General features: G+C 66.4%; 10 protein-coding genes. All 10 read right to left on the bottom strand.

Features of this window, described 5'->3' with window-relative positions:
* Window positions 1–328: 328 nt before the first annotated feature.
* The 10 genes from ACFWY9_RS12350 to ACFWY9_RS12305 all read right to left on the bottom strand — a co-directional run bounded on the left by ACFWY9_RS12350 (window position 329) and on the right by ACFWY9_RS12305 (window position 21,359).
* The gene (locus tag ACFWY9_RS12350; RefSeq protein ID WP_378338865.1) at window positions 329–3,343 is read right to left on the bottom strand and encodes an endo-alpha-N-acetylgalactosaminidase family protein; all 3,015 of its coding nucleotides are present in this window, start codon (window positions 3,341–3,343) and stop codon (window positions 329–331) included.
* A gap of 101 nt (window positions 3,344–3,444) precedes the next feature.
* A complete protein-coding gene (locus ACFWY9_RS12345; protein WP_378338864.1) occupies window positions 3,445–3,795 on the bottom strand; it encodes a hypothetical protein in 351 nt (116 codons plus the stop codon).
* A gap of 49 nt (window positions 3,796–3,844) precedes the next feature.
* Window positions 3,845–4,270 carry a hypothetical protein gene (locus ACFWY9_RS12340; RefSeq protein ID WP_378338863.1) on the bottom strand — a complete coding sequence of 142 codons (426 nt, stop codon included), beginning with the start codon at window positions 4,268–4,270 and terminating at the stop codon, window positions 3,845–3,847.
* Window positions 4,271–4,278: 8 nt separating this feature from the next.
* Window positions 4,279–11,052, bottom strand: coding sequence for a polymorphic toxin-type HINT domain-containing protein (locus ACFWY9_RS12335; RefSeq protein WP_378338862.1), 6,774 nt, complete (start codon window positions 11,050–11,052; stop codon window positions 4,279–4,281).
* A gap of 78 nt (window positions 11,053–11,130) precedes the next feature.
* The gene (locus ACFWY9_RS12330) at window positions 11,131–15,450 is read right to left on the bottom strand and encodes a LamG-like jellyroll fold domain-containing protein (protein WP_378338861.1); all 4,320 of its coding nucleotides are present in this window, start codon (window positions 15,448–15,450) and stop codon (window positions 11,131–11,133) included.
* Window positions 15,451–15,637: 187 nt separating this feature from the next.
* Window positions 15,638–16,408: a DeoR/GlpR family DNA-binding transcription regulator gene (locus ACFWY9_RS12325; RefSeq protein WP_378338860.1), complete on the bottom strand. Its 771-nt coding sequence runs from the start codon at window positions 16,406–16,408 to the stop codon at window positions 15,638–15,640.
* Window positions 16,409–16,424: 16 nt separating this feature from the next.
* Complete coding sequence (locus ACFWY9_RS12320) at window positions 16,425–18,326, bottom strand: DUF5107 domain-containing protein (RefSeq protein WP_378338859.1); 1,902 nt, start codon at window positions 18,324–18,326, stop codon at window positions 16,425–16,427.
* A 76-nt stretch (window positions 18,327–18,402) separates the two neighbouring features.
* A complete protein-coding gene (locus ACFWY9_RS12315) occupies window positions 18,403–19,482 on the bottom strand; it encodes an ABC transporter ATP-binding protein (RefSeq protein ID WP_378338858.1) in 1,080 nt (359 codons plus the stop codon).
* 9 nt (window positions 19,483–19,491) lie between these two features.
* Window positions 19,492–20,421: a carbohydrate ABC transporter permease gene (locus ACFWY9_RS12310; protein ID WP_378338857.1), complete on the bottom strand. Its 930-nt coding sequence runs from the start codon at window positions 20,419–20,421 to the stop codon at window positions 19,492–19,494.
* Window positions 20,422–20,429: 8 nt separating this feature from the next.
* Window positions 20,430–21,359 (bottom strand): carbohydrate ABC transporter permease, encoded by a 930-nt coding sequence (locus ACFWY9_RS12305; RefSeq protein ID WP_378338856.1) that lies wholly within the window; start codon window positions 21,357–21,359, stop codon window positions 20,430–20,432.
* Window positions 21,360–21,419 lie beyond the last annotated feature (60 nt).

The raw sequence follows: 21,419 nt of genomic DNA, 5'->3' as shown, positions 1-21,419 counted from the left end.
GGTGGTGGGGGGGGGGGGGGGGGGCCCGGGGGGCGGGGGGGGGGGGGGGGGGGGGGGGGTTGGGGGGGGGGGGGGGGGGGGCCGGGGGGGGGGGGGCCCCCCCACGTTGCCGGGGCGCCCCCCACGTCCTCGACGTCGATCTTCTCCCGCTGCCCGAGCATGTCCAGCAGCGTGCTCAACCGTTCGTGCCGGGCCATCGGCGGTGCTCCCTACCTCTGCGGTGCCGCTCGCGGGGTGATCTCCGCGCACTGTGCTGCGCTGTTACACCCTGTTTCGAGCAGTATGCTGCATTCATCGCAGCGCACCACACAGGACCCGCCGGATGGGATCAGCCGATCTCGTCCACCACCAGGTTGTCCAGGATCAGATCGTGGTCCTGGTTCTGCGTTCCCGGGGTCAGTTTCGCGACGCCGATCCAGGCGTCGGCACCACCGTCGACGGTCGCGGTGAACGTCGTCGGCGTGTGGGCCTCGGCGAACGTCGTGCTCGTACCCGCGCCGGTCACGAAGGCGTAGTCGCCGGTTTTCGACGCCTCGTAGGTGAACGACACGCGGTAGCGGTGGCCCGGCTCGAAACGCAGTGTCTGCGGCAGTGTCCGGTACACCAGGCCTTGGTTCTCTTCGTGCGATTTCAACGACTCGCCGTCGCCGACGACGTCGTCGACGAGCTTCCCGTTCCAGCCGGCCTGAGTGTACGGCGCGTTCTTCTGTGCGATGTGCGTCCGCGGATCGTCCGGCGCGCCGTCGTTCCCGGCGTAGACGAACGGTCCCCAGCCGGTGTCGACGTGTTCGAAGTCCTCGGCGAAATAGTGCCCGCCCTGCGGCGTCCGTCCGGTTTGGACGACGCGGACGTCGTCGAAGGACACCGCCGGATTCCCGGCCGCCGCCTCCAGTGCCAGCGTCGCGGTCGACTGTCCACTCGGGACGTCGAAGACGACCTTCATCCGTTGTGTGGTCGTCCCGGCGTACTCGCTGGCGCGGACGTAGTTCTTGACGGTCGAGGCGTCCGTCCACTGGGTAACGGGTTTTCCGCCCGCGGGGCTCACGGTGAGACTCGCCTTGCGTTGCCCCGGCGCCACCTGGACGTTCACCGACGCGGTATAGGTCTTACCGCCAGTGAGCCCGGCGACCTGCTGGGACACGGTGGTTCCCTGGCCACCGTCGATGCGCAACTGTCGCTGTCCGGCCGCGTTCGCGGGTACGGACGTCTTGTTCTTGTCGCCGGTGACCTTCCACGCGTCGAGGTTGCCCGAGTAGAAGGACGGATCCTTCAGGCCGGTGTTGTCACCCCAATTCGCGTCGGCGTTCGGCCCGGGATCGGCCGGGTACACGACGTACGGCGTCTTCGCGACCGCGTCGATGCTGATCTGGCGCGTGGCGTCGACGTTCAGGTCCTTGACGAACCGGCGTCCGGTGTCGGTGAGCTGGTACAGCTTGACCGAACGCTTGGCACCCCAGGACTTCGGCAGTGTCCACTTCGTACTCCCGCCCGCCGGATTCCAGTGGTACAGCTTGGTTTCCTCCTGCTGGCTCCACGGAAGCAGGTACGCGCCGCCGTTCAGCACGAGATGGCCGTCCTTGCTGATCTGCCGGGTGCCGGTCGAGTCGGAGACGCCGACGCCGTCGGACAACGCGATCGTGTGCGGTGCCCATTTCTGGATCGTGAAGCCCTGGAGATACTTGGTGGGCAGGTCGGTGCCGAAGGTCTTGGCGATGAACGCGGGATAACCGGCGCCGCCGACCCAGCCCTCGTACGCGCTCAGTTCGCCGCCGCCGAGCAGCGGATCGCCCGCGATCCAGTCGTCCTTCTGGTGATTGCGGATGAAGCGGACGATCTGGCTGTTGATGCCCTTGTAGTTGCTGCCGCCGTAGTGCACGTCGTTGGCCCAGTGGCTCCAGACGCTCTGGCGCTCGAACTTGTCCGGGAACTCGGTCGCGACGTCGTAGCCGAGGCCGTTCATCTCGCGGGCGAACTTCTCCGAGGTGTAGCCGTCGCCGTACCACGTGTCCACGTAAAGGAAGTCGAGACCGGGGACCTCCTTCTTGAACGCTTCCAGCCGCGAGAGCCGCTTGCCGCTTTGGCCGTCGTAGCGGTAGTTGATGTGGTAGCTCTGGTCGAGCCAGTCCCAGCCGAGGTCTTTCTTGACGTCGTTGGCGATCGCAGGGTCGAACGCGGGCGACACCGGGTACTCCTCGGTGTCCTGGATGTGCACGCCGATGTCGGCGTTGTACCGGCGCGAGTTCTCGACCAGCGCGTTCAGGTCCTTCACGCCGCCCTGGCGCTTGCCGACACCCGCGTAGTCCGGGTGCGCGGAGTCGTGTCCCTCGGAACCGTAGCCCTTGAGCAGTACGAACTGACCGAGGCCGTCGGTGTTGAGCGCGACCCGCTTGGTCTCGTCGAGGCTTTGCGTGAACGGGTGCTCGGCGTTCGAGGCGAAGTTGAACGGGATGCGCATAATCGGCCGCTGGGCCACCTGCTGCCAGCCCCGCGGGTTGGTCATGATGTCGCGGAAGGCGATCGCGCCGTCCTGCCAGTCGACGGCCTTGTCGCCGTTGCGGTCACCGGTGACGACGATCTTGGTGTACGGCAAGGGTTCCGTATCCGTGCGGCTCGCCCCGTTCGCCCGGTACGTCCAGTCGCCACTCCACAACCCGGCGCGCTTGTACGCGCCCTTGTCCGCGATCTGCTTGCGAATCCGGCCGTTGTCCTTGGCGGTCGGCCCGGACGGCGTGTCGTAGGCGGAGTTCGTCTCGATCGACGCCGCGAGCTGCCCGGTGTTGACGATTCCGTACATCGCGCCCGACGGCGCCGCCTCGGCCGGGGCGTCCTTGGTGACCTGCGTGAACGTGTCGCCGGTGCCGGTGGTGGCGTTGTACATCTTGGCCGCGGCGAGCGCGGCACCCGGCTGGTCACTGCGCACCGAGACGAGATTCTGGTCCGGAATGGACAGTGACTTGACGGGGTTCTTCTCGGTGTCCTGGATCCTCGTGATCTTGAAGTCGATCTCACTGCCCTCGAGACCGATCGTCGCGTCCAGCACGACGCCGCCGTACTCCGGGAAGCCGAGCCGATAGCCGACGTGGTCACCGGCCCTCCGGCTGGTCACCTGCGGCGTATACGCGGTCCCGTTGAGGACGACCTTGCCGATCTTGTCCTCGTTCCCGTACAGCTTCGCCCCGCTCCGCGCGTCGGTGTACTCCACGACACGCGGAAACTTCGGGTCGACAGTGACCTTCAGATTCGCCGACCGCAGCGTGACCAGCTGATCGTCCGCGGCGGCCGGAGCCGCCACCCCTCCGGCGGCGACCGCGCACAAGGCGGCAAGACAGGCAAGACGGCGCATACGACGGCTCCCACGTCCCCGGCCGGACCCTCTCCGGCGTCGCCCCATCCTGCGTTCACAAGTGCACGAAAGTCAAGCAAAAACGCCAACATCGAACATCTTCACGCATCGATCCACGCACCTGCCACGCATGACAGCCTCAGCCGCCACTCGCCGTAATCGCCCCCCCCCGCCCGAACCCCGAGGGTTCCGCCTCGGAACCACAGGTCGACTCCCCAGAATTCGCCGACCTCATTGCGTGCCTCATCCCAGCCCAGCAACCGATCGAACCCCAGCCCGCCGACCGCGAGGAGAATCTTCTCGGAGAACCAGGAGTCCGGTGGGCAGAACCTCTCTGTCGGCTCAGGCCACTTGCCAGGCGAAACGTGGAGAGTCCAGTCGGACCTGGCGGAGAAGAGGACGGAACCGTCGAGCACGATCCACTGTTCGCCTTCGACGAGCCAGGCGAGCATCCTTGCCATTCGGCTCACGGGCCCAGTTGGAACGGGTTACCTCAAATCGTCACCAAATGGACTCGAACTGACAGCCTTCGGTCACACCACCGAACATCACTCGGACGACTCTCTTCAAATCACTTGCCGACGACACCTCGGGGAGCGAGTTATACAAATCCTTCCCCACGTCGAGAAGAGTTACACCTTTACCGCCGTTTCCCGTCCCCAGCGTGAACCAAAGCCAGCATCGATAAGATTCGGATGAGCCTTCAGGGCCACCATTTCTGACCATGGGGCAAAGAAACATTTCCCTACCCGCGGACAGCTGGCGCGACAATTCTTCCTCGGATGACCAGCGCCTGCTCCATCCGTTCGCCACATCATCTCGTTGGATGCGTATCAGATCTTCCATTGTTACGACACGGACTGTGAAGTCCGCATCGTCCCACCGCACCGTTGTCTGACGACGAATCGGCACCTCACCTGAGGTCATGACCACTCCTAACCATGCGCATCCGAATCGTACCACTTCAGATGCAGGGGTGTGTTGGGGTCGATTCTTCCGTCTTCGACTCTACGCCTGAGCTCGTCGATTCGATGATGCCCACCCAGCTGTCGACCATCCCGGAGCACGAGGATTTCGTCGCCGTCCGCGGGTTCGTGAATCGCCTTGAGCAAATCTTCGTTCGACAGGTGCTCAAGCGCTGCTTCCTGCTCCCAAGTGCGCGTCTTCTGCGTAGGTTTAAGGAATTTGACAGCCTCGCCCGCAGTGGTGGAGAAGCAATTCGTGTTGTGCACAAGGACGGGCACCGCCCCGGCCAGTACATAATAGGTATGCACTCCGTCGACAGTGAGGTCGTACGTGCGACTCCGACCGGCCCGACGCTGAACATCGAGGACACCGACATACTTTTGGCTCGGTGCGACGAGTCGATCTCCGGCCCGCAGTTCACCGGCTTCGATCCAGTGGTGGGTGCGGGCCTCCCAGAACGGGTGGTGTTCAGTGGTGGTCAGGGCCTGCGCACCGATGGCCCCATCGAGGACGAGGTCGACCAGGTCGTGGTCATCGTCGGTGACGTGGACTGCGGTCACGACATGCTGCCGCATAACCTTGCTGTCCGGGTCGGCGTTGAGGACCTTGTCGCCGACCTTCACGTCCTTGATCGGCTTGGCAGAGCCGTCCGCCATCAGTACAGGTGTGTCCGGGGTGAAGCTATGCGGCTCGGTCGGGCACCCCAACTTACTGATCGCGGCGACGTCGGCTTCGCCCGCCACCGCATCGTCCACCGTATGGCCCACACGCGCGCCGTCACGGAGCTTTTCGAGCTTTGCTATGTCCTTCAAGGCCTTGCCACCCTTGAGATAGGGCGCCGCCATCAGTGCGACGTCCGCCGCGGCGGACAGACAAGACGACCACTCGGGTGACTTGACGCAGTCGAGAATCCCGGGGATACCGGTGAGTTCCCAGCCCAGTTGGAGAACCTGCCGCGGGGTCATGGCCTCGCGGTGGTACTCCCGGTAAACGGACTCGGCACGCTCGCGGGTCGGGCGCGCGCTGTTCTTGCGGGTGACGTCGGAGTTCTTGGCCAGGCAATAACGATTCCAGTTGCAGTTCCAGGCCCACGACATCCGGTAGTCGTTGTAGAAGCTGTCGCTGCCCGTGCTCCCGGTGTAGCCATAGTTCGCGCAGGCAAGCCGGTCGTCCGCGTTCGCGCACGAGGACAACATCGGTTCGAGACCACTGGGGTCGGGATTTCCGATCGGGTTGCCATATCCGTAGGTGTAGGCGTTGAGGTGCGCGGGGTTGTCCGTGTCGAGCACCGGGTCGGCAGCGGTGAAGGCACCCGCGGCCGGGTCGTACTCCCGAGCCCCGAGATGCGTGAGTCCGGTCGTGTTCTGATAGCCCCCAAGGAATCCGCGGCTGTCGGGCCAGGTCGAGTCAAGCGGACCGCGGGGCACCCCGTACGGGTCCTGCCACCGCTTCCGCACCGCCAGGTTGGCCGCGTCGACCGTCGCGTACGCGGTCCCCTGCTTGTCCACCAGCAGCCAGGTGAGGCCGGTGAGCGCGTTGCGTTCGGCGATCGGTCGCTTGTCGTAGCTGTAGAAGCGAGTACCCACGGCCGTCGACGAACCCGCGGCGACATGGAGCTCGAGGTCGCCGACTGTCAGCGTCAGACCTTTCGGGTCGCGGGTGATCAGCCGGTTTCCGTCGGCGTCGTAGACGTACGTGCTCGTCTTGCCGTCCGCCTCGGTGACCGACGAGAGGCGGCCCTCGGCGTCGTAATCGAAAGTCTGCGCGCCTCCCGCCGGCCCTCGCGTCGCCACGCTCCCCGCGTCGTTGTAGGTGTAGCCGCTCTGCTTGCTCGTCGAGCCGCTCGCCGTGGTCACGGTCTGCGCCGCGTGCGGCCGGGGTTGCCCCGGGTCCGGGTAGGTCGACGTCGCGCCGGTGTCGCCCGCGGCGGTGTGCTGTACCTGGCGGGTCCGGTTTCCGCTGGTGTCGAAGGACCACGAAGTCCAGTACGGAGCGGAACCGCCGAGAGCGTTCGCCGCCGGGCCGGGCCCGCAGTCTGCCTGGGACGGCGTCCAGGCGTCGCTGAGCCGCTGCAGGTAGTCGTACCGGAAACACTGGATGTCCGGCGTGGCGTCCTGCGGGGTGTCCGCGATCTGGGTCAGGTTGTCGTCGGGCCGGTAGGTGTAGGCACGGTTGGTGACGTCGTGGTTCGCCGAGGTGGCTCGCTGCGCGATCGTGCCGCTCAGCCGGTTGGTCCCGTCCTCGTAGGTGTTGGTCACCGAAACCTGGTACGGGCTGTTCGGGTCCTGGAAGTTGGTCCTCAGCACCTGGGCCAGCGCGTTGTACTGGGTCAGCGAGACGAGATTGGTGTTCGGCCCGCCTACCGCGGACGCGTGCAGCCCGGTCGGCTGGCCGAGCGCCCCGTAGTCGTGGAAGATCCGTTCGTAGGAGAGGCCGCCCTTCTGCGGGCTGGTCGTCGACCGGACCGCGCCGCTCAACGGGTCGTAGTCGGTGGTGAAGTCGTACGTGCCGCCGAGTCCGGTCTCCGCACCGGGAATGGTGATCCGGGTCGAGGTCACCCGGCCTGCCGTGTCGTAGCCGGTGACCGACGTCGTGTAGGCACGTCCGTCCGCATAACGGGTCGAGCCGGTCGGCAGGCCCGCCTGCATGGTGTCGTAGGTCCATTCGGCCAGTTTGGGGCCGGACGGGGAACCGTCGAGTTCGGCGGTCTTGCGCCCCAGGTTGTCGTAGGTATACGCCAGCGTGCGGTGCCTGGCGTCCGTGGTGGTGGTCAGGTTTCCGATCGGGTCGTAGGTGTAGGTCGTCGTCCCGGTGTCCGGATCCGTCGAGGCGGCCTTGCGCCAGTGCAGGTCGTAGGTCGTCGTCCACTTGTTCTTGCCGGTCGCGTCCGTGACCGTGTCCAGCTGACCCGCTCGCGTGTAGCTGTAGGACGTGACATCCGAGGGATCACCGGGTTCGGTGTGTGTGCTGTCCTTGAACTGCAACAGCTGGGTCTTCTGGCCAAGCCCGTTCGTGATCGCCGCCGTGGCCACCCCGCCCGCCGGAGGCATCGTGGTGACCCTGTCGCCGTCGTACTTCGTCGTGGTGCGCCACTGTTCGGCGCCGTTGTGCAGGTACGCCACGGCGACGCTGCGTCCCGCGCTGTCGTAAGTCGTGGCCTTGCTTCCCGGGACCGCGTTGTGCTGCACGATGAGCAACGTGATGGCGGGCCCGCTGTCGCCATTCCAATATGGACTGTGAGTCAGGTAAGCGCGGCCTTGCGAATCGTAGTACGTGTCCGCGACCACCCGCCCTCCGCCGTCGTACGGGGTAGGCGACTGGGTTTGCACGGTCCGGCCCAAACCGTCGACCAGCGCGTACGTGACCGCGTAACTTCCGTCCGCCTGCGCCGTTTTCGTCGTCACCGAACTGATTCCGGTACTGACGACGGAATACTCGTAGAGCGTCGTCGCGGAAGCGTCTGCGGACCGGTCATGACCAGGGGTCCAGACGGCGGTGAGCCTGCCGAGCGCGTCGTAGGCGGCGTCCGTGCGCAATCCGCTGTTGTCGATCTCGGCCAGGGTCGCGCCGGAGACGGCGTCGAGCACCTTGGTCGAGGTGAACTGTGTCGCGTTGGTCTCGCTGATCCGAGGCGTCGTCGTCGCGATCTGGGTAACCGGCCCGCCCGTAGCCGGCGTGTAGACGGTGGTGGTCGTCAGACCACGCGGATCGGTCACCGAAACCGATCTGCCGTAGAGGTCGTACGCCGTCTTTTTGGCCGGGGACTGGAAAACCTCGGCGCCGCCCGGCGGCCAGCCGTCGAGTTCGTCGACGGCGGTGACATCGCCGATCGTCGGGACGGCAGCATAGTCCTGCTGGTCGAACGAGTTCTTCGTGTCCGCGATGATGTTCCGATCGCTCGGCGCGGCGTCACAGGTGCCGCCGAACTTCGTGACCCGGTGAACCGCGTTGAGCAGCCAGACACCGGTGTTGGCGTGATACTCGGTCTTCGTGCACGTCGCCTGTGCCGGGTCGGGGACGGCGTCGTTCACCTCACCGTCGTTCTCCTCGGCCACCGCCAATCCGTAGTCGCCGAACGTGGTGGACTTCCGGCTGACACGCCACTTCTTGGCCGAAGCGATCCATACTCGCCCTCGTGCGGCCGCGGTCCCGGTGTAGAACGCCTGGAAACCGTCCGTGTCCGTCGCCGTTGGAGCGCTGCTCCACGGATCGTTCACCGTTTCGGCGACGACCTCGCCATCGAGATAGGTCAGCGATTCGCGGGCGAATCCGGCGAACTGGTTGCTGTCGGCGACATTGTCACCCCAGTAGGTCGGCACGGTGACACTGCGATGTCCCCCATTGGGCTGCGCGTCACCGTCCATCCCGCGGAGGTATCGGTTCTCCGTGACCGTCGGCGGCCCCGAGGGGTCACTCTTCGCCTGGCCTTTAGTGGTCTTCACGATGCCGTAACCACGGAACTGGGACCAGGTGCGGTACTTCGGATCCGTGAGCGGGTTGTCGTCGTGATGCCACGCCGCGCCGCCGAGGTAATCGTAGTGGGTGAGAACCTGCTGGGAAAGTTGCGTTTTCCCGTCATCGGTGATGTCGACCACCGGATATTTGTTGAACCAGTCAAGCACCGGATCGGTCGCTCCGCCCGGTGTCCAGTACGCCGGATAACAGGCCAGGGTGTTGCTCTCCGGTGAGGCAGGCATGGCGATCCCGGGCTTGCACTCGGGGTCGGCGTAATTGATCGCTGTCACACCACCGGTCGAGTTCGTGACCGCGTCGATGCGGTTGCGCGTGAGCGCGGTGTACTGGCTGTTCGCATCCACCCGGTTGGCCTTCGCCTTCGGATGGAACGTCGTCGGCGGCAGGGTGACCGGGTCGCCCGCGCGACCTGTCTGCGTGATCGTGTCCAGCCACATCGAGGGGCTGCCGCCATCACCGGTCGCGGGGAACGACTGACCGAGACTCCATTCGTTCACCGTGTTCCACGAGCCGTTCCCGCCGCTGACCTGGGTCGAGATCTTCACATAGCGCTTGCGGCTGAAGAATGTCGGAGACGCGTACAGGCACTTCGCTTTTTCAGCGCAGATGTGGTCGTACGGAACGTCCGGCCAGGATTTGGCATTGTCCTTCGTCAGCTGCCCCGGGTCGCAGGTGATGACACCTTGCGGCAGGCACCGTTCCGCGCTGTCGAACACGATCCGGGCGGGCGCGGCGGAATAGACATCGGCGACCCGGGTGTTGAACCCGTATTCGATGCGGGACAAATATCCCCCTCGCATGTACGAGGTCGCGCTGGCGGTGTTTTCGTCGAGCGCGTACGCGTTGCTCTCGATGTCGTAGTAGTACGCGGTGGCATTGCCGTGCGTGTCGACGGAATAGTCGAGGTTCCAGCGCCAGGCCTGCTGGCAGGACGACGTCACGAAGTCATTGGTGTGACAAGGTTCTCCGTCGTTGTTGCCGAAGACCGGCTCGGTCCAGGTCGAGCGGGTCTCCGGTTTGCCGCTCTGCCAACCCGGCAGGTGGTTCAGGCCGAAGAAGTACTGGGTGCCGTCGGCGGTGGTGAGCTTCCAGTATTCGCCGTCCTTGGCTCCGTTCGATGCCCCGAGCACCCGCTCGATCTTCGACGCCGTGTCCTTCTTGCTGTGCCAGCTGCCGTTGCCCTTGTCCTTCACGAGCGCGTCGTTGCCTCCGGCGAACGACAGTGTCGCGTTGTCGGAGAACCAGCAGAGGTCGCCCTTCTTGGTTTGGCCGTTGTTACCGCCCAGATCCTGGGAACACGACTTGTAGGACCGTTCGATGAAACCACCACCGGACAGCGACCAGCCGTCGCCGATCGCGGACGCCTGGTTGTTCGTCGCCGAGGTCAGTCCGTCGACGGCGTCCGAGGAATAGTTCAAGCTGATCGTCGGTGCCGTGCCGCTCGGGCCGGCCGGGGTCGTCACCGGATAGGAGTACGTGAAGGCACCGGTCGACCCACCCGAACTCCAGGAACCCGCGGGTTTGAGGCTGGTGGCCTTGAAATCCCCACCGCCACCCTTGTCATCGGCCTCGGCGGCGACCAGCCGGGCCATGTTGTCCTGAGCGAATGCGACTTGCCCGATGAGATGACGTGAGCGCGCGTCATTGGCCGACTCGACCGGCTTCTTCACCCGGCACTGCGCGTCCTCGGGCCGGGTCAGAACACATTCCGGGTATTCGACGAACCGCAGACGGCTCCCGTAGTCCGCTCCGTAAGCACCGGCGAAGGAGTGATAGTCCAGGTCGACCGCGAGCGGCCCGGCGGTGTCTCCCGAAACCGGTGCCAGCCGGATCAAGGTGCCCGCGATTCCCACCCGCTCCGACGTCGGCTGGTCGAGAGCCTCGATCTTGACCCGCCCGGGACCGTGCGCCACCGCACTCGACTTGCCGTCGGCGGCGAGCGAACCCGTCTTCGGGTCCCGGCCCTGGCCGCGGGCGAGGGTCACCGGAACCGAAGCAACCGCCGCGGCCGACACACGCTGCCCGGCCGCGACCGGCGCCAGCTCGACTTCGGCTGTCGCCTTCCCCGGCCAGGCAACGGCCGGAATCGGTGCCGAGGCGACTTTTTCCGGGTGGTCGCCGAGCCCGCCAGGCCGCCCGGGAACGGACTTCGCCCTCTGCAAGGCGGGAAGCTCCCAGCCAAGATCGTGCCATCCGTGAGCCTTCGCCGGGATCGCGACAGCCTGTTGGGCCGCGAAGGTCATCATCACCACGACGGCACCCGCCGTCATCTTGACCCGCCTGTTGACCCGGAAACGAACCACTGCCCGCCCTCTTCCCCTTATCGGAGTCACGATTTGCCGAGCCGCCTATCTCGTGAACAGCAACCGAGGATCGTCGTTCGTGGCGTCACCGCCGATGTCCACGACACTGCGGACTCCGGCATAGACGCGGACACCCGCGATACCGCCGTAGAGGAAATCGGTGGGCCGGGTGGTCCAGACTCCCCGCCCGATGAGGAGATCGCCGGCTCCTGCCCGTGCGGTGATCCCTGTCCCATTACCGGTCGGCGTAGCGAAAATGCCTCTTTGCGGTACGCCGTTGACATAGAGCGTCATCGTCCTGCTGCTCGCGTCGTAGGTCGCGGCCAGATGCGTCCAGGTGTTGTCGACGACGTCCACATCGCTGACCTCGAACGAGCTGCCGTCTCCGTCAGGGGCACTCGTGCTGAGGATCAGGCTCCACTTCCCGTGGGATTTGCCCTTGGGGTCCGCCCAGCTGCGATAGCCGAGCATGAACGGCGACGCCTGTGGATCGTCCATCCCCACCAGCGCTCGTGCCGCCGGGTCGATCCTGCCCTGCGCGGCCGCGTCGGCCGCGGTCCATTGGTGGCGCACCCACCCTTCAACCGTGAACGACTTGTCCGTGCGCAGGTTCGCCGGTGCCGGTGCGGCGAGCTGACCGGTCCACGCATTGGTGAACCGCGCGGCGCATCCGGTCGGATTGCCGGCCCCGTCGGGTTCGGTGCCTAGCGTGACTCCACCGCTCGGGGTCGCCGTACCACGGCCGATGGTGTCGTAGTAGGCGGAACCACCCATCGCGGCGATCTGGTCCGCGGTGAGGGCGCGGTCCCATACCCGGGTTTCGTCGAGAGCCCCCTTGAGCGGGTTCCTACCGCCTTGCTCAGTGCCCAGCACCAACCCGCCCGGGGCGTTGAAAACGGCGGGTACCTCCGCCTGTGCTTCCTGTTTCCCGTTGACGAAGAGCCTGATCCGCATGCTCGCCCGGTCGAATGTGCCGGTCAGCAGCGTCCAGGCGCCCGGCTGAGGTGCCGAGGTGCCGGTCGCCCACACCGGAGCTGCGGCGGTGTCGGCGGGATTCACGCCGAACGCCCACCGGTTGGCGTCCTTGGCGTACCGCAACAGGAATCCGGGTACCCGGGAGCCGTTCTGAGAAAGCGCCGTATAGGTGGCAGCCAGGTCGTCGGGCTTGACCCAGGTGGACACCGTGTACGAACCGGAGGTGTCCAGCACCGGCACGGCGGTGGAACCCCAACCGGTCGCCCCGTCGAAATAGACCGCACCGCCGTCGTAGCCGGCGACCCAGCTGTAGCCACCGCTCATCGTGATCGTGTTGCCGACGCTGGTGGAGTCCTTCGCGCTGTTGCCTCCGGTTTCGCCGAGCGCCCATGCTCCTTGCAGGGAAGGCACTTTCGACGTCTTCGACATCAGTTCCGGGCCGCAGCCCTCGGCGAGGCCGTAGTTCGCCAGCGGTGCCGCGACGTTGGCGAGATCGTGGACGTCCTGCGCCGACAGTGTCCGTTGCCAGACCTGGACGTCGTCGATCTGGCCATGGAAGAAGTCGGCGCGGTTGCCCGCCCACTTACCGGCGCCGAACACGACCGCGCCGCTGCCCGCCCAAGCTTGCGCGATCGCCGTGCTCTGCTTGACTCCATCGACATACAGCGTCGCGACATGCGTCGACGCGTCGTAGGCCCCTGCCAAGTGTGTCCAGACGCCGATCTGTGGCGGACCGCTCGCCTTGGCACGCACATCCGCGGGTGTGGGTTCGTCGGCGGTCGGCAGCCGCATTTCCCAGGCATTGTCCTCCTTGTTGTACTGCAGGAAGAGCGGACCGGACTGGGCACCGTCCTGCGCGATCATTGTCTGGGAATGGCTGGTGTCAGCCAGTTTCGCCCAGGCGGCGAAGGTGAACGACTTCGACGTGTCGACCACAGGTCCCGCGGTCTGCGCGTAGCCGCTGGCCCCGTCGAGGCTCATCGCTCCCTTCGTGCCTTCGCTGTAACCGTTGGTATCCGGGTGAGTCCAGCTGTTGCCGTGGTTGTACCCGGCCTGCCAACCGGCTCCTCCGGTCGTCGTCGCCGGATGCACGGCGAGCCCCGTGTTGCCGGGAGTACCGGCCGCGGTGTCGGCGAGCGTGGTTCCCGACGCCTCGTCGGCGGCCCAAGCGCCTGCCAGGTTCTTTCCGGGGGTGAGCGGCTGCAGATGGTAGGAGCACGAGGGCCCGTCCAGTGCGGGGTTCGAACCGGGGATGACCAAGCAGACGGCGTCCGGCCCCGGTGTCCCCGCCTTGTTGACCGCCCTGACCTTGATGAAGTTCTGGTTCCCGTTGACCGCGGTCGTCTTCAGGCCGGCGATGGCGACCATCTTCCCGTTGGCGTCGGTGCCCTGCCTCGCCGGGACCGAGGGCGAGCCCTGGGGTTGTGGCTCGGAGCCATCGGTGGTGTAGATGAAGCGATCGAGGTCGAAGAATCCGTCGGTCGCCATTTCGACCCAAACGCTGAAGTCCGCTTCATCCCCCTGTACGGCGGGCGCGGTGGCGTTGGTCATGGCCACCGCGGGAGCTTGGGGCACCTTTGTGTCCACAGTGAACTCACAGTTGCCGACCCAGTTCGACCACAGTTCGCCATCGGTCACCTGCATCGACCAGTTGTAGACGCCGTCTTCGTTGATCCATCCGTCCGGAACCGCCGCCAGCTGGGCGGTCGCCCGCCCGTTCGGTCCCGGGGTCCCCACTACGACGGGATTTGCGCCGTTGTCGTGGGTGTAGACGTTGTTGCCCAGCGAACCGAACGCGACCGCGAACTTCGTGTACAGGGTGCCACCGTCCGGATCGGACACATTGCCGGCGAGTTGCGGTGTCTTCGTGTACACCCACGGCCGGGTTTCCCCGCTCGTGCAAGGCAGCGCGCCTTGCTGCATCGAGAGACTCTCCGGCGGGTTCGGGCGGGAATTGTAGTTCACCTGCAGATACGGATTGAGGTCGAAACGCCGCCAGGTCGCGAGGCCACCGCCGGTGTTGTCCTCGACCAGTGCCAGCGACACGTTCGGCCAGTGCCCGGCGGCCGCGTCACGCGCCGCGTGGGTCGCGTCGAACTGTCCGACGACGTTCGGGACGTCATGGCAGTTCGCCACGTTGACCGAAGACAGGTAGTAGCTCCAGCCAGGCTGGTGGTTCCAGGTGATGGAGCTGTCGAAGGGCCCGCTGAGCCACAAGTCGGTGTCCTTCGCGTCCGAGCAGTTGTACGTATGGATGACGGTGGTGTTCAGCGAAGCCGACTTCACCTCGGTGCCGCCGATCTGCGAGGTATCCATCTGGATGTACGACCGGGAAGTGCCCGCCGGGTCGTAGTCCTCGTAGCCCGCCTTGAGATCGCTCAGGTCGCCGATCGTCGCGTTGTAGTTGTGTGCTTCCGGGAATCCAGACTGAACCACCGCGTGTGCCTGGATACCGCAGGACGTGCACCAGTTGTCCGGGTCCAGCGAAACGGGGTACTTCGTGGCGGGGTCGGAGAGAAAAGCCTGGTCCGGGGAGATCAGCACCTTGCCCGCGTCGAGCTGGACCGCCATCGTGGCTTCCCTGCGGCCACCACCCTTGCCCAACTGGACTTCGGCCTGCGACCCCGCGCCCGAGGAGTCCCACATCCGGGAGGCGTCGCCGGTGAACATCACCCGTCCGGTGCTGTCCTTGACCGTCAAGCCGTCACTCTTGCCCCGGTTGGCCGGCTTGCCCCGCCCCTGTCCCTCCGCGATCGAGACCGTCGTGTTCTTCGTGTACAGCCCGAACGGGACCTTCAGCAGACCGGGGTTTCTGGCGGCTTCCGGTGTCTTGATCACCAGCGCTTCGGTATATCCCTCCGGAACGGCGCTGACCTTGAGATCAACGCCGGGAAGGACGTCCGGATAGATCGCCGAGTTCCCGGACAACGCGGGCACGGGCAAGTCTCCGGTCCACTTCAGACCGACTTCCTTGCCCGCGGAACCTGCCTTGACGATCGGCGCCGCCGCGGATCCGCCACCACCAGGGTTGAGGGAAAGGTCCACGGTGACGGCCTTCGGGGCGATGGTCCCGTCGGGTTTCTTGACCAACGTGGTGTCGATCGGTGTCCACTTCGGCCCCTGCTTCACCCGCACCGGATGCACATACTGCGTCAGCGTCCAGGAACCGTCCGGGTTCGCCCTGGTCTCCGAGGTCTCGGTCGTCTTCGACGTCACCAGAACCTGTTTGCTGCCCGCGCGCGCGAAAGCCACCGCGGTGGCTTCGTCACCCGCCTCGTTCGGCACCGTGGCCGCTGACGCCGTCGCGGGCGGCAAAGCCACCACCACCGCGGCGGCGGTAACGGCGAGCGACAGCAGGGCAGCGCGTACCCGCGCACCAACGACACTCACGAGATCCCCCTCGCCAAGAGCAACCAGCCAGCAGCCGGGCCCCCGACGAACCCGCGATAACAGTGCCGAACAAGACCAACTATGGGATAGAGACCATCCGGAGCATTCGACACACAGTCACCTGTTTGGACGTCGCGGCACCAAGCGTCACAACAGACAAACCGCTCAATCGACGTTCCGAACGGGGTCAGACAATGTGGACAGTCGTAGCGGCGGAGAAGGCGGTGGCGAGGGTGGCGGGAAGGGCCGAGTCGGTGACGACGGTGTCGATGGCGGTGATGGGGCAGATCTCGGCGAAGGCGCGGCGGCCGAGTTTCGAGGAATCGGCGGCGGCGACGACGCGGGAGGAGCGGTCGACCATGAGGCGATTGATGCTCGCCTCGCCCTCGTGGTTGGCGAAGGCGCCGGCCCGCGGGTCGAGCGCGTCGACGCCGAGGATCAGCAGGTCGATGGCGATCTCGCCGAGGACGCGGGTGGCGAGCGGGCCGGTGAGCTCGAACGACTGCGACCGCGCGACACCACCGGTCACGACGAGCTTGATGTGGTGCCGCACGGCGAGTTCGTGGGCGATGTTGAGCGCGTTCGTGACCAGGGTGATGCCGCCGGGAAGATCGCCGCGGGCGGCGAGCGCGCGGGCGATCTCCGTCGTCGTGGTGCCGCCGTTGAGGCCGACGACCCAGCCCGGCTCGACGAGTGCCGCGACGGCCCGGGCGATCCGCGACTTCTCCGGGGCCTGACGCGCCATCTTGTACCGCAGCGGCAGGTCATAGGCGACGTCCCCGGCCACGGCACCACCGCGTGTCCGGGTCAGCAGCTGCTGGTCGGCGAGCTGGTCGAGATCGCGCCGGACGGTGGCTGTCGACACGGCGAGTTCCGCGGCCAGCTCGGCGACCTCGACCTGGCCGCGTTCGGCCACGATCCGCAGCAGCCCGCTGTGCCGTTCGTACTTCCGCGTCACCGTGCCCCGGCTCCCCTCACCCCGGCGCCGACATCCGGAAGTCGTACCGCTCCGGCAACGGCCGATCCCCCGCCACGGCGGCCCACGTGTCGGACAGCGACGTCTCGCCCTCCCTGATCCCGGCGATCTCGAAGCCCTCCTCGAAAATCGCCAGCGCTCCGCCGGGATCTCCTTGTGCGAGCAGGGTCATGGCCTCGAGCAGACAAACCCGTCCGGCCGCGCGCGCCTCGGGAGACAGCGAGTCCAGCAGCTCGGTGGCCCGATCGTGCAGGCCCGCCGCGAGCTGCGCGCCGATCGCTTCGACGGCCAGCGGCAGCAGCTCCGGCGCGAGCGCCAAAGCACGCACGTACAACCGCGCGGACTCGACGTCCCGGCCTTCGACTCTCGCCGCGACCGCCAGATTCCGCAGGGCCCAAGGGTTTTCCGCCGCCGAGACCGACGAGCTCCAAGCCTGTTTCGCGGCTTCGTGGTCCCCGGCTGCCCATCGGGCGACACCGCGGTGGTACCAGACCGCCCAGTTTTCCGCCGCCCGTTCGAGCCGGTGGGCCCAGCCCTGGTTGACCAGTGTGGCGGCCGGGACGTCCAGCGGATCGCCGTCCGGTACGGCACCCTCCAGCAACGCCAGCCAAGGTTCCTGCTCGGGACCGAGTGACGACGCCGGGAAAGGCGTAGCCGGCAGTTCGGCCGCCATCCGGCGCAGTTCGAGCGCGCCCCAGCCACTGCCTTCGTGCACTACCACCGACGGTGCCGTGTCAGCGACCTTGCGCCACGCGTCGTGGTATTCGTCCAAAGCGGACTCGGAGATCAGCATACGTTCCACCGCGTCTGTCGCCGACATCCATTCGCGACTGTGCACAACGGACGGATCGGCGGCGACAGGACCGTACGCCTCCAGCCAATCCCAGCTCTCGCCGGCAGGTAAGCGCAGATGTTCCAGCTGGGTACGCGCGAGCCCGGCCTGGATCTCCAGATAGCCGGGAGCGCCGGGGGCCAGCCACTCCTGCCATCGGCGCCCGCCCGCGGATTCGCCCCACACGAACAGCTTCCGCCCGCGCAGCCGGTCCGTGGACACCTGTGCCATGCCCGCGCCGTCGCCGTCCACCGCCGCGATCCACCGGCGGGACTCCGCCGGGATCTCGAAGAAGTAGTCCGCCGCGTTCCGGTGCCGCGCGGGATACGTCAGGTCGTCACCGGGGACCTCGACGAGGTCGAGCCGTCCGCCGTAACCGTAGTGCCAGGCCTGTTTCGCGGGCACCAGTACGCGGCCGCGTTCGGTGCGGGTGACCGCGATGTTCGACCACCAGTACACCGGGACGTCGTGCGCGTGCGGATTGCGGATCCGCACTCCGACGAGCAGGAAGTCGGACTCGTCCGGCAACCAGAAGTCCAGCTGGTACGGCAGGTCCCTCGTCCGCTCCCACTCCCACAGCCGCAGTATCGGACTGCCGTCGGGACCGGCTGCTTCGGCCGCGAACATCGGCGCGCAGGTCAGCGTGGTGTGCCCGGTGCTGCCGAGGTTCCATTCGACGCCGCCCGCGAACCAGGCATCCCGCAACGCAAGGTTGGCAGGCTGGAAAACGGGATTCCGGTAAAGCAGTTCACGCCGGGAAGGCTTGTGATACAGCGAATACAGCCGCCCGCCGAGTGAAGGAAGCACCGTCGCGCGCAGCCGCGTGTTCTCCAGCACCAACGCGGGCAACGACCGCGTCGGCCGTTCCCTGCTGTACCCGTCCTGCAGCCGGCACGGCAGCACGGTGTCCAGCCGCCCATAGCCCAGCCCTTCGGCGAGATCCGCGGGCAGTTCGTCCAGGTTCGCGACCTGCTGGACCTGCTCGGGTTTCACCAAGGGCGGCAACGGATTTTCTTCCCCGAGCAGCGCGGCGGGGAGAACCAGCTCGGTGTGATAAAGGCTGGTCATGCGATCGCCTCGCTCCGCGAGACAGTGTTGAATTCCTTTTGGCGCATGATATCCATGATTCGCTCGCAAGCATCGCTCATGCGTCGGGAAGCCGATCGCCCGAAGCCGCGTCGAACAGGTGCACCGCGCCGGGTTTCGGTGCCAGGCCGAGCTTCTCGCCTCGCTGCCACGGTGCCATCCCGGGAGTACGGACCGTGAAGACCTGCTCCGTTCCCGTGGTGCGGCAGTACAGGTACTGATCGCTGCCGAGTTCCTCGACGACCTCGACGACCGCGTCGATTCCCGTGCCCGCCTCGCCGAGATCCCAGCCCTCCGGCCGGACACCGACTACGATCTCCGGGCCCGTCAAGGCTGAACGCTGTGCCGGGGTCAGGGGAATCTTGGCACCGCCGAGGACAACACCGTCGCTGTCCACAGTGGATTCGAGCAGGTTCATCGCCGGTGAGCCGATGAACCCCGCGACGAACACGTTGGCCGGCTTCGCGAACAACCCGATCGGCGTGTCACACTGCTGGAGCAGGCCGTCCTTGAGCACAGCGACCCGGTCCCCCATCGTCATGGCCTCGACCTGGTCGTGGGTGACGTAGATGGTGGTGATCCCCAGCCGCCGTTGCAGCGAGGCGATCTGGGTCCGGGTCTGCACCCGCAGCTTCGCGTCCAGATTGGACAGTGGTTCGTCCATCAGGAACACACTGGGCTCGCGCACGATCGCGCGGCCCATGGCGACGCGCTGCCGCTGTCCGCCGGAAAGTTTGGCCGGTTTGCGATCGAGGTACGGCGTGAGGTCGAGCAGCTCCGCCGCCTCGCGCACCCGCTTTTCCCGCTCCGCCTTGGCCATCTTGGCGATCTTCAGGTGGAAGCCGATGTTCTCGCCGACCGTCATATGCGGATAGAGCGCGTAGTTCTGGAACACCATCGCGATGTCCCTGTCCTTGGGCGGCAGCTCGGTGACGTCGCGGTCGCCGATGTGGATGGTGCCGTGGTCGACGCCCTCCAGCCCGGCCAGCATCCGCAGTGTCGTCGACTTACCACAGCCGGAGGGGCCGACGAGCACCAGGAACTCGCCGTCGGTCACTTCGAGATCGAGCCCGTCCACGGCGGGCCGGTCCACCCCCGCGTAGTACCGCGTGGTGTCGGAGAAGGTCACGGAACTCATGGTTATTCCTTACTTTCCGGCGCCGAGCGTGAGGCCGGTGATGATCCGGCGGGCGAGCAGCAGGTACAGCACGAGCATCGGAAGCACCACGATCGCGACGCCGGCGATCAGGCCGCCGTACTCGGACTGGTAGCTCGCCGCACCGTAGAAGGTGAACAGGGCGCGCGACAGCGTGAAATGCGCCTGGTCCTTGAGGAACACGATCGCGAGCAGGGTTTCGTTCCACAGCCCGATCGCGTTCAGGATCAGCGCGGTGATCAGCCCGCCGCGGGCCAAGGGCAACATCACCGAGAAGAACGTCCTGGTCGGCGAGGCGCCGTCGATCGCGGCCGCCTCCTCCAGTTCATCGGGCAGCGACCGGAAGAACCCGGTCAACAGGAACACCGTGAACGGAATCGACAAGGCGACGTACAGCACGAAGAGGCCGTACTGGTTGTCGAAGTGGATTTTGGACAGGACCACGAAAAGCGGGATGATCACGGTCTGAAACGGCACGCCCATCCCGATCGCGACGAAGTTCGTCATCCCGCCCGAGCCCCGTACCCCGAGCCTGGTGAGCGCGTACGCCGCCGGCGCGGACACCGCCACCGTGGCCACGGTGGCGAGCCCGACGAGCACGACCGTCGTCAGCACCGCGTCACCGAACCCGGCGTTGCTCCAGGCGTAGGCGAAGTTCCGGAACGGCTTCCCGACGTGGAACCACTGATACGGCAAGGAGAACGGCTTGGTGAAGATCTCGACCGGCGTCTTGAACGAGGCCGAGATCAGCCAGTACAGCACCAGCAGGTTCCCCGCGGTGAACAGCCACACGATCGCCGAGCCGAGAATCCTCAATGGACCCCAGCGCCGCGCTCCCGGTGCGGGCCGGGGTTTCCTGGGCGTTTTGCGGACCGGCTTCGCCGTCGACGTCGCCGGTGACGCAGTGTCGGTTACGGACACGACAGCTCCTAGAACTGGATCGCGTCACGACGCATGAGGCGACGCAACAGCACGACGAGCACGGATACCAGGGCGATCATCGCGACCGCGCAGGCGCACGCGGCACCGAAGTCCGGCGTCGCGTTGGAACCGAAGGTCCGGTCGAACACGTAGATTCCCAGCGTCCACGCCTGGTTCGGCGGGGCGTAGGTGCCGGGGCCGGCCAGCACGAAGACCAGCTCGAAGATCTTGAGCGCGTTGATCGTCCACAGCACCCCGGCGACCCCGACGACGTCCCAGGTCATCGGCAGCGTGATGTTCCGGAACTTCTGCCACGGCGAAGCGCCCGCGATGTCCGCGTCCTCGTAGAGATAGGGCGGGATGCGGTCGACCGCGGCCATCAGGATCGTGATGTAGAACCCCGAACTCGCCCAGATCAGCGACGCCGTCACCACACCGGTCACATTGGACGGTGCGAGGAACTTGGCCGCGTCCGCGCCGAGGTGCTCCAGCACGAAGTTCGCCAGTCCCTGTTTGCCCGGCTGGTACTTGAACACGAACCCGAGGAACATGCCGAGCGCGACCGGGGCGACGATGTTCGGGAAGAACAGGATCGCCCGGATGATCTTCCCGCCCCGCATGTCCCGCAGCACCATGGTGAACAGGAACGCCACCGCGAACGTGCCGATGCCACCGAGGAAAACGTAGACGAGCGTGTTGCGGAAGGCGTACTGGAACGAGTCGTTGTCCCACATCTGCACGTAGTTCGTGACGCCGTTGGGCTTCGGCGTGTCCCCGGCGCCGGCCCAGCTGGTGAAGCTCAGCACGACCGTCGCGATGGTCGGCAGCACCAGGAAAGCCAGGTACAGCACCAGAGCCGGACCGAAGAACGGCCAGAACAGCCTGCGCTTGCGGGAAAGATGGGCACCCCGGGTGGGGGCCGCGCGCGCCGCCCGCACCCCACCCCCCCCCCAGAACACAGCGACCAGACAAAAGAACAAGACCCGCACGAGGCCGCG

The sequence above is a fragment of the Amycolatopsis sp. NPDC059027 genome (assembly GCF_042739735.1).
In the GTDB taxonomy this organism is placed as follows: Bacteria; Actinomycetota; Actinomycetes; order Mycobacteriales; family Pseudonocardiaceae; genus Amycolatopsis.
The sequence above is the reverse complement of the archived record's forward strand: the minus strand, read 5'-3'. Positions and strand labels throughout refer to the sequence as shown.

Coding starts and splice junctions, on each gene's coding strand:
- ACFWY9_RS12350 (WP_378338865.1), bottom strand. CDS start 3,343: ATGCGCCGTCTTGCCTGTCTTGCCGCCTTGTGCGCGGTCGCCGCCGGA.
- ACFWY9_RS12345 (WP_378338864.1), bottom strand. CDS start 3,795: ATGCTCGCCTGGCTCGTCGAAGGCGAACAGTGGATCGTGCTCGACGGT.
- ACFWY9_RS12340 (WP_378338863.1), bottom strand. CDS start 4,270: ATGACCTCAGGTGAGGTGCCGATTCGTCGTCAGACAACGGTGCGGTGG.
- ACFWY9_RS12335 (WP_378338862.1), bottom strand. CDS start 11,052: ATGACGGCGGGTGCCGTCGTGGTGATGATGACCTTCGCGGCCCAACAG.
- ACFWY9_RS12320 (WP_378338859.1), bottom strand. CDS start 18,326: ATGACCAGCCTTTATCACACCGAGCTGGTTCTCCCCGCCGCGCTGCTC.
- ACFWY9_RS12315 (WP_378338858.1), bottom strand. CDS start 19,482: ATGAGTTCCGTGACCTTCTCCGACACCACGCGGTACTACGCGGGGGTG.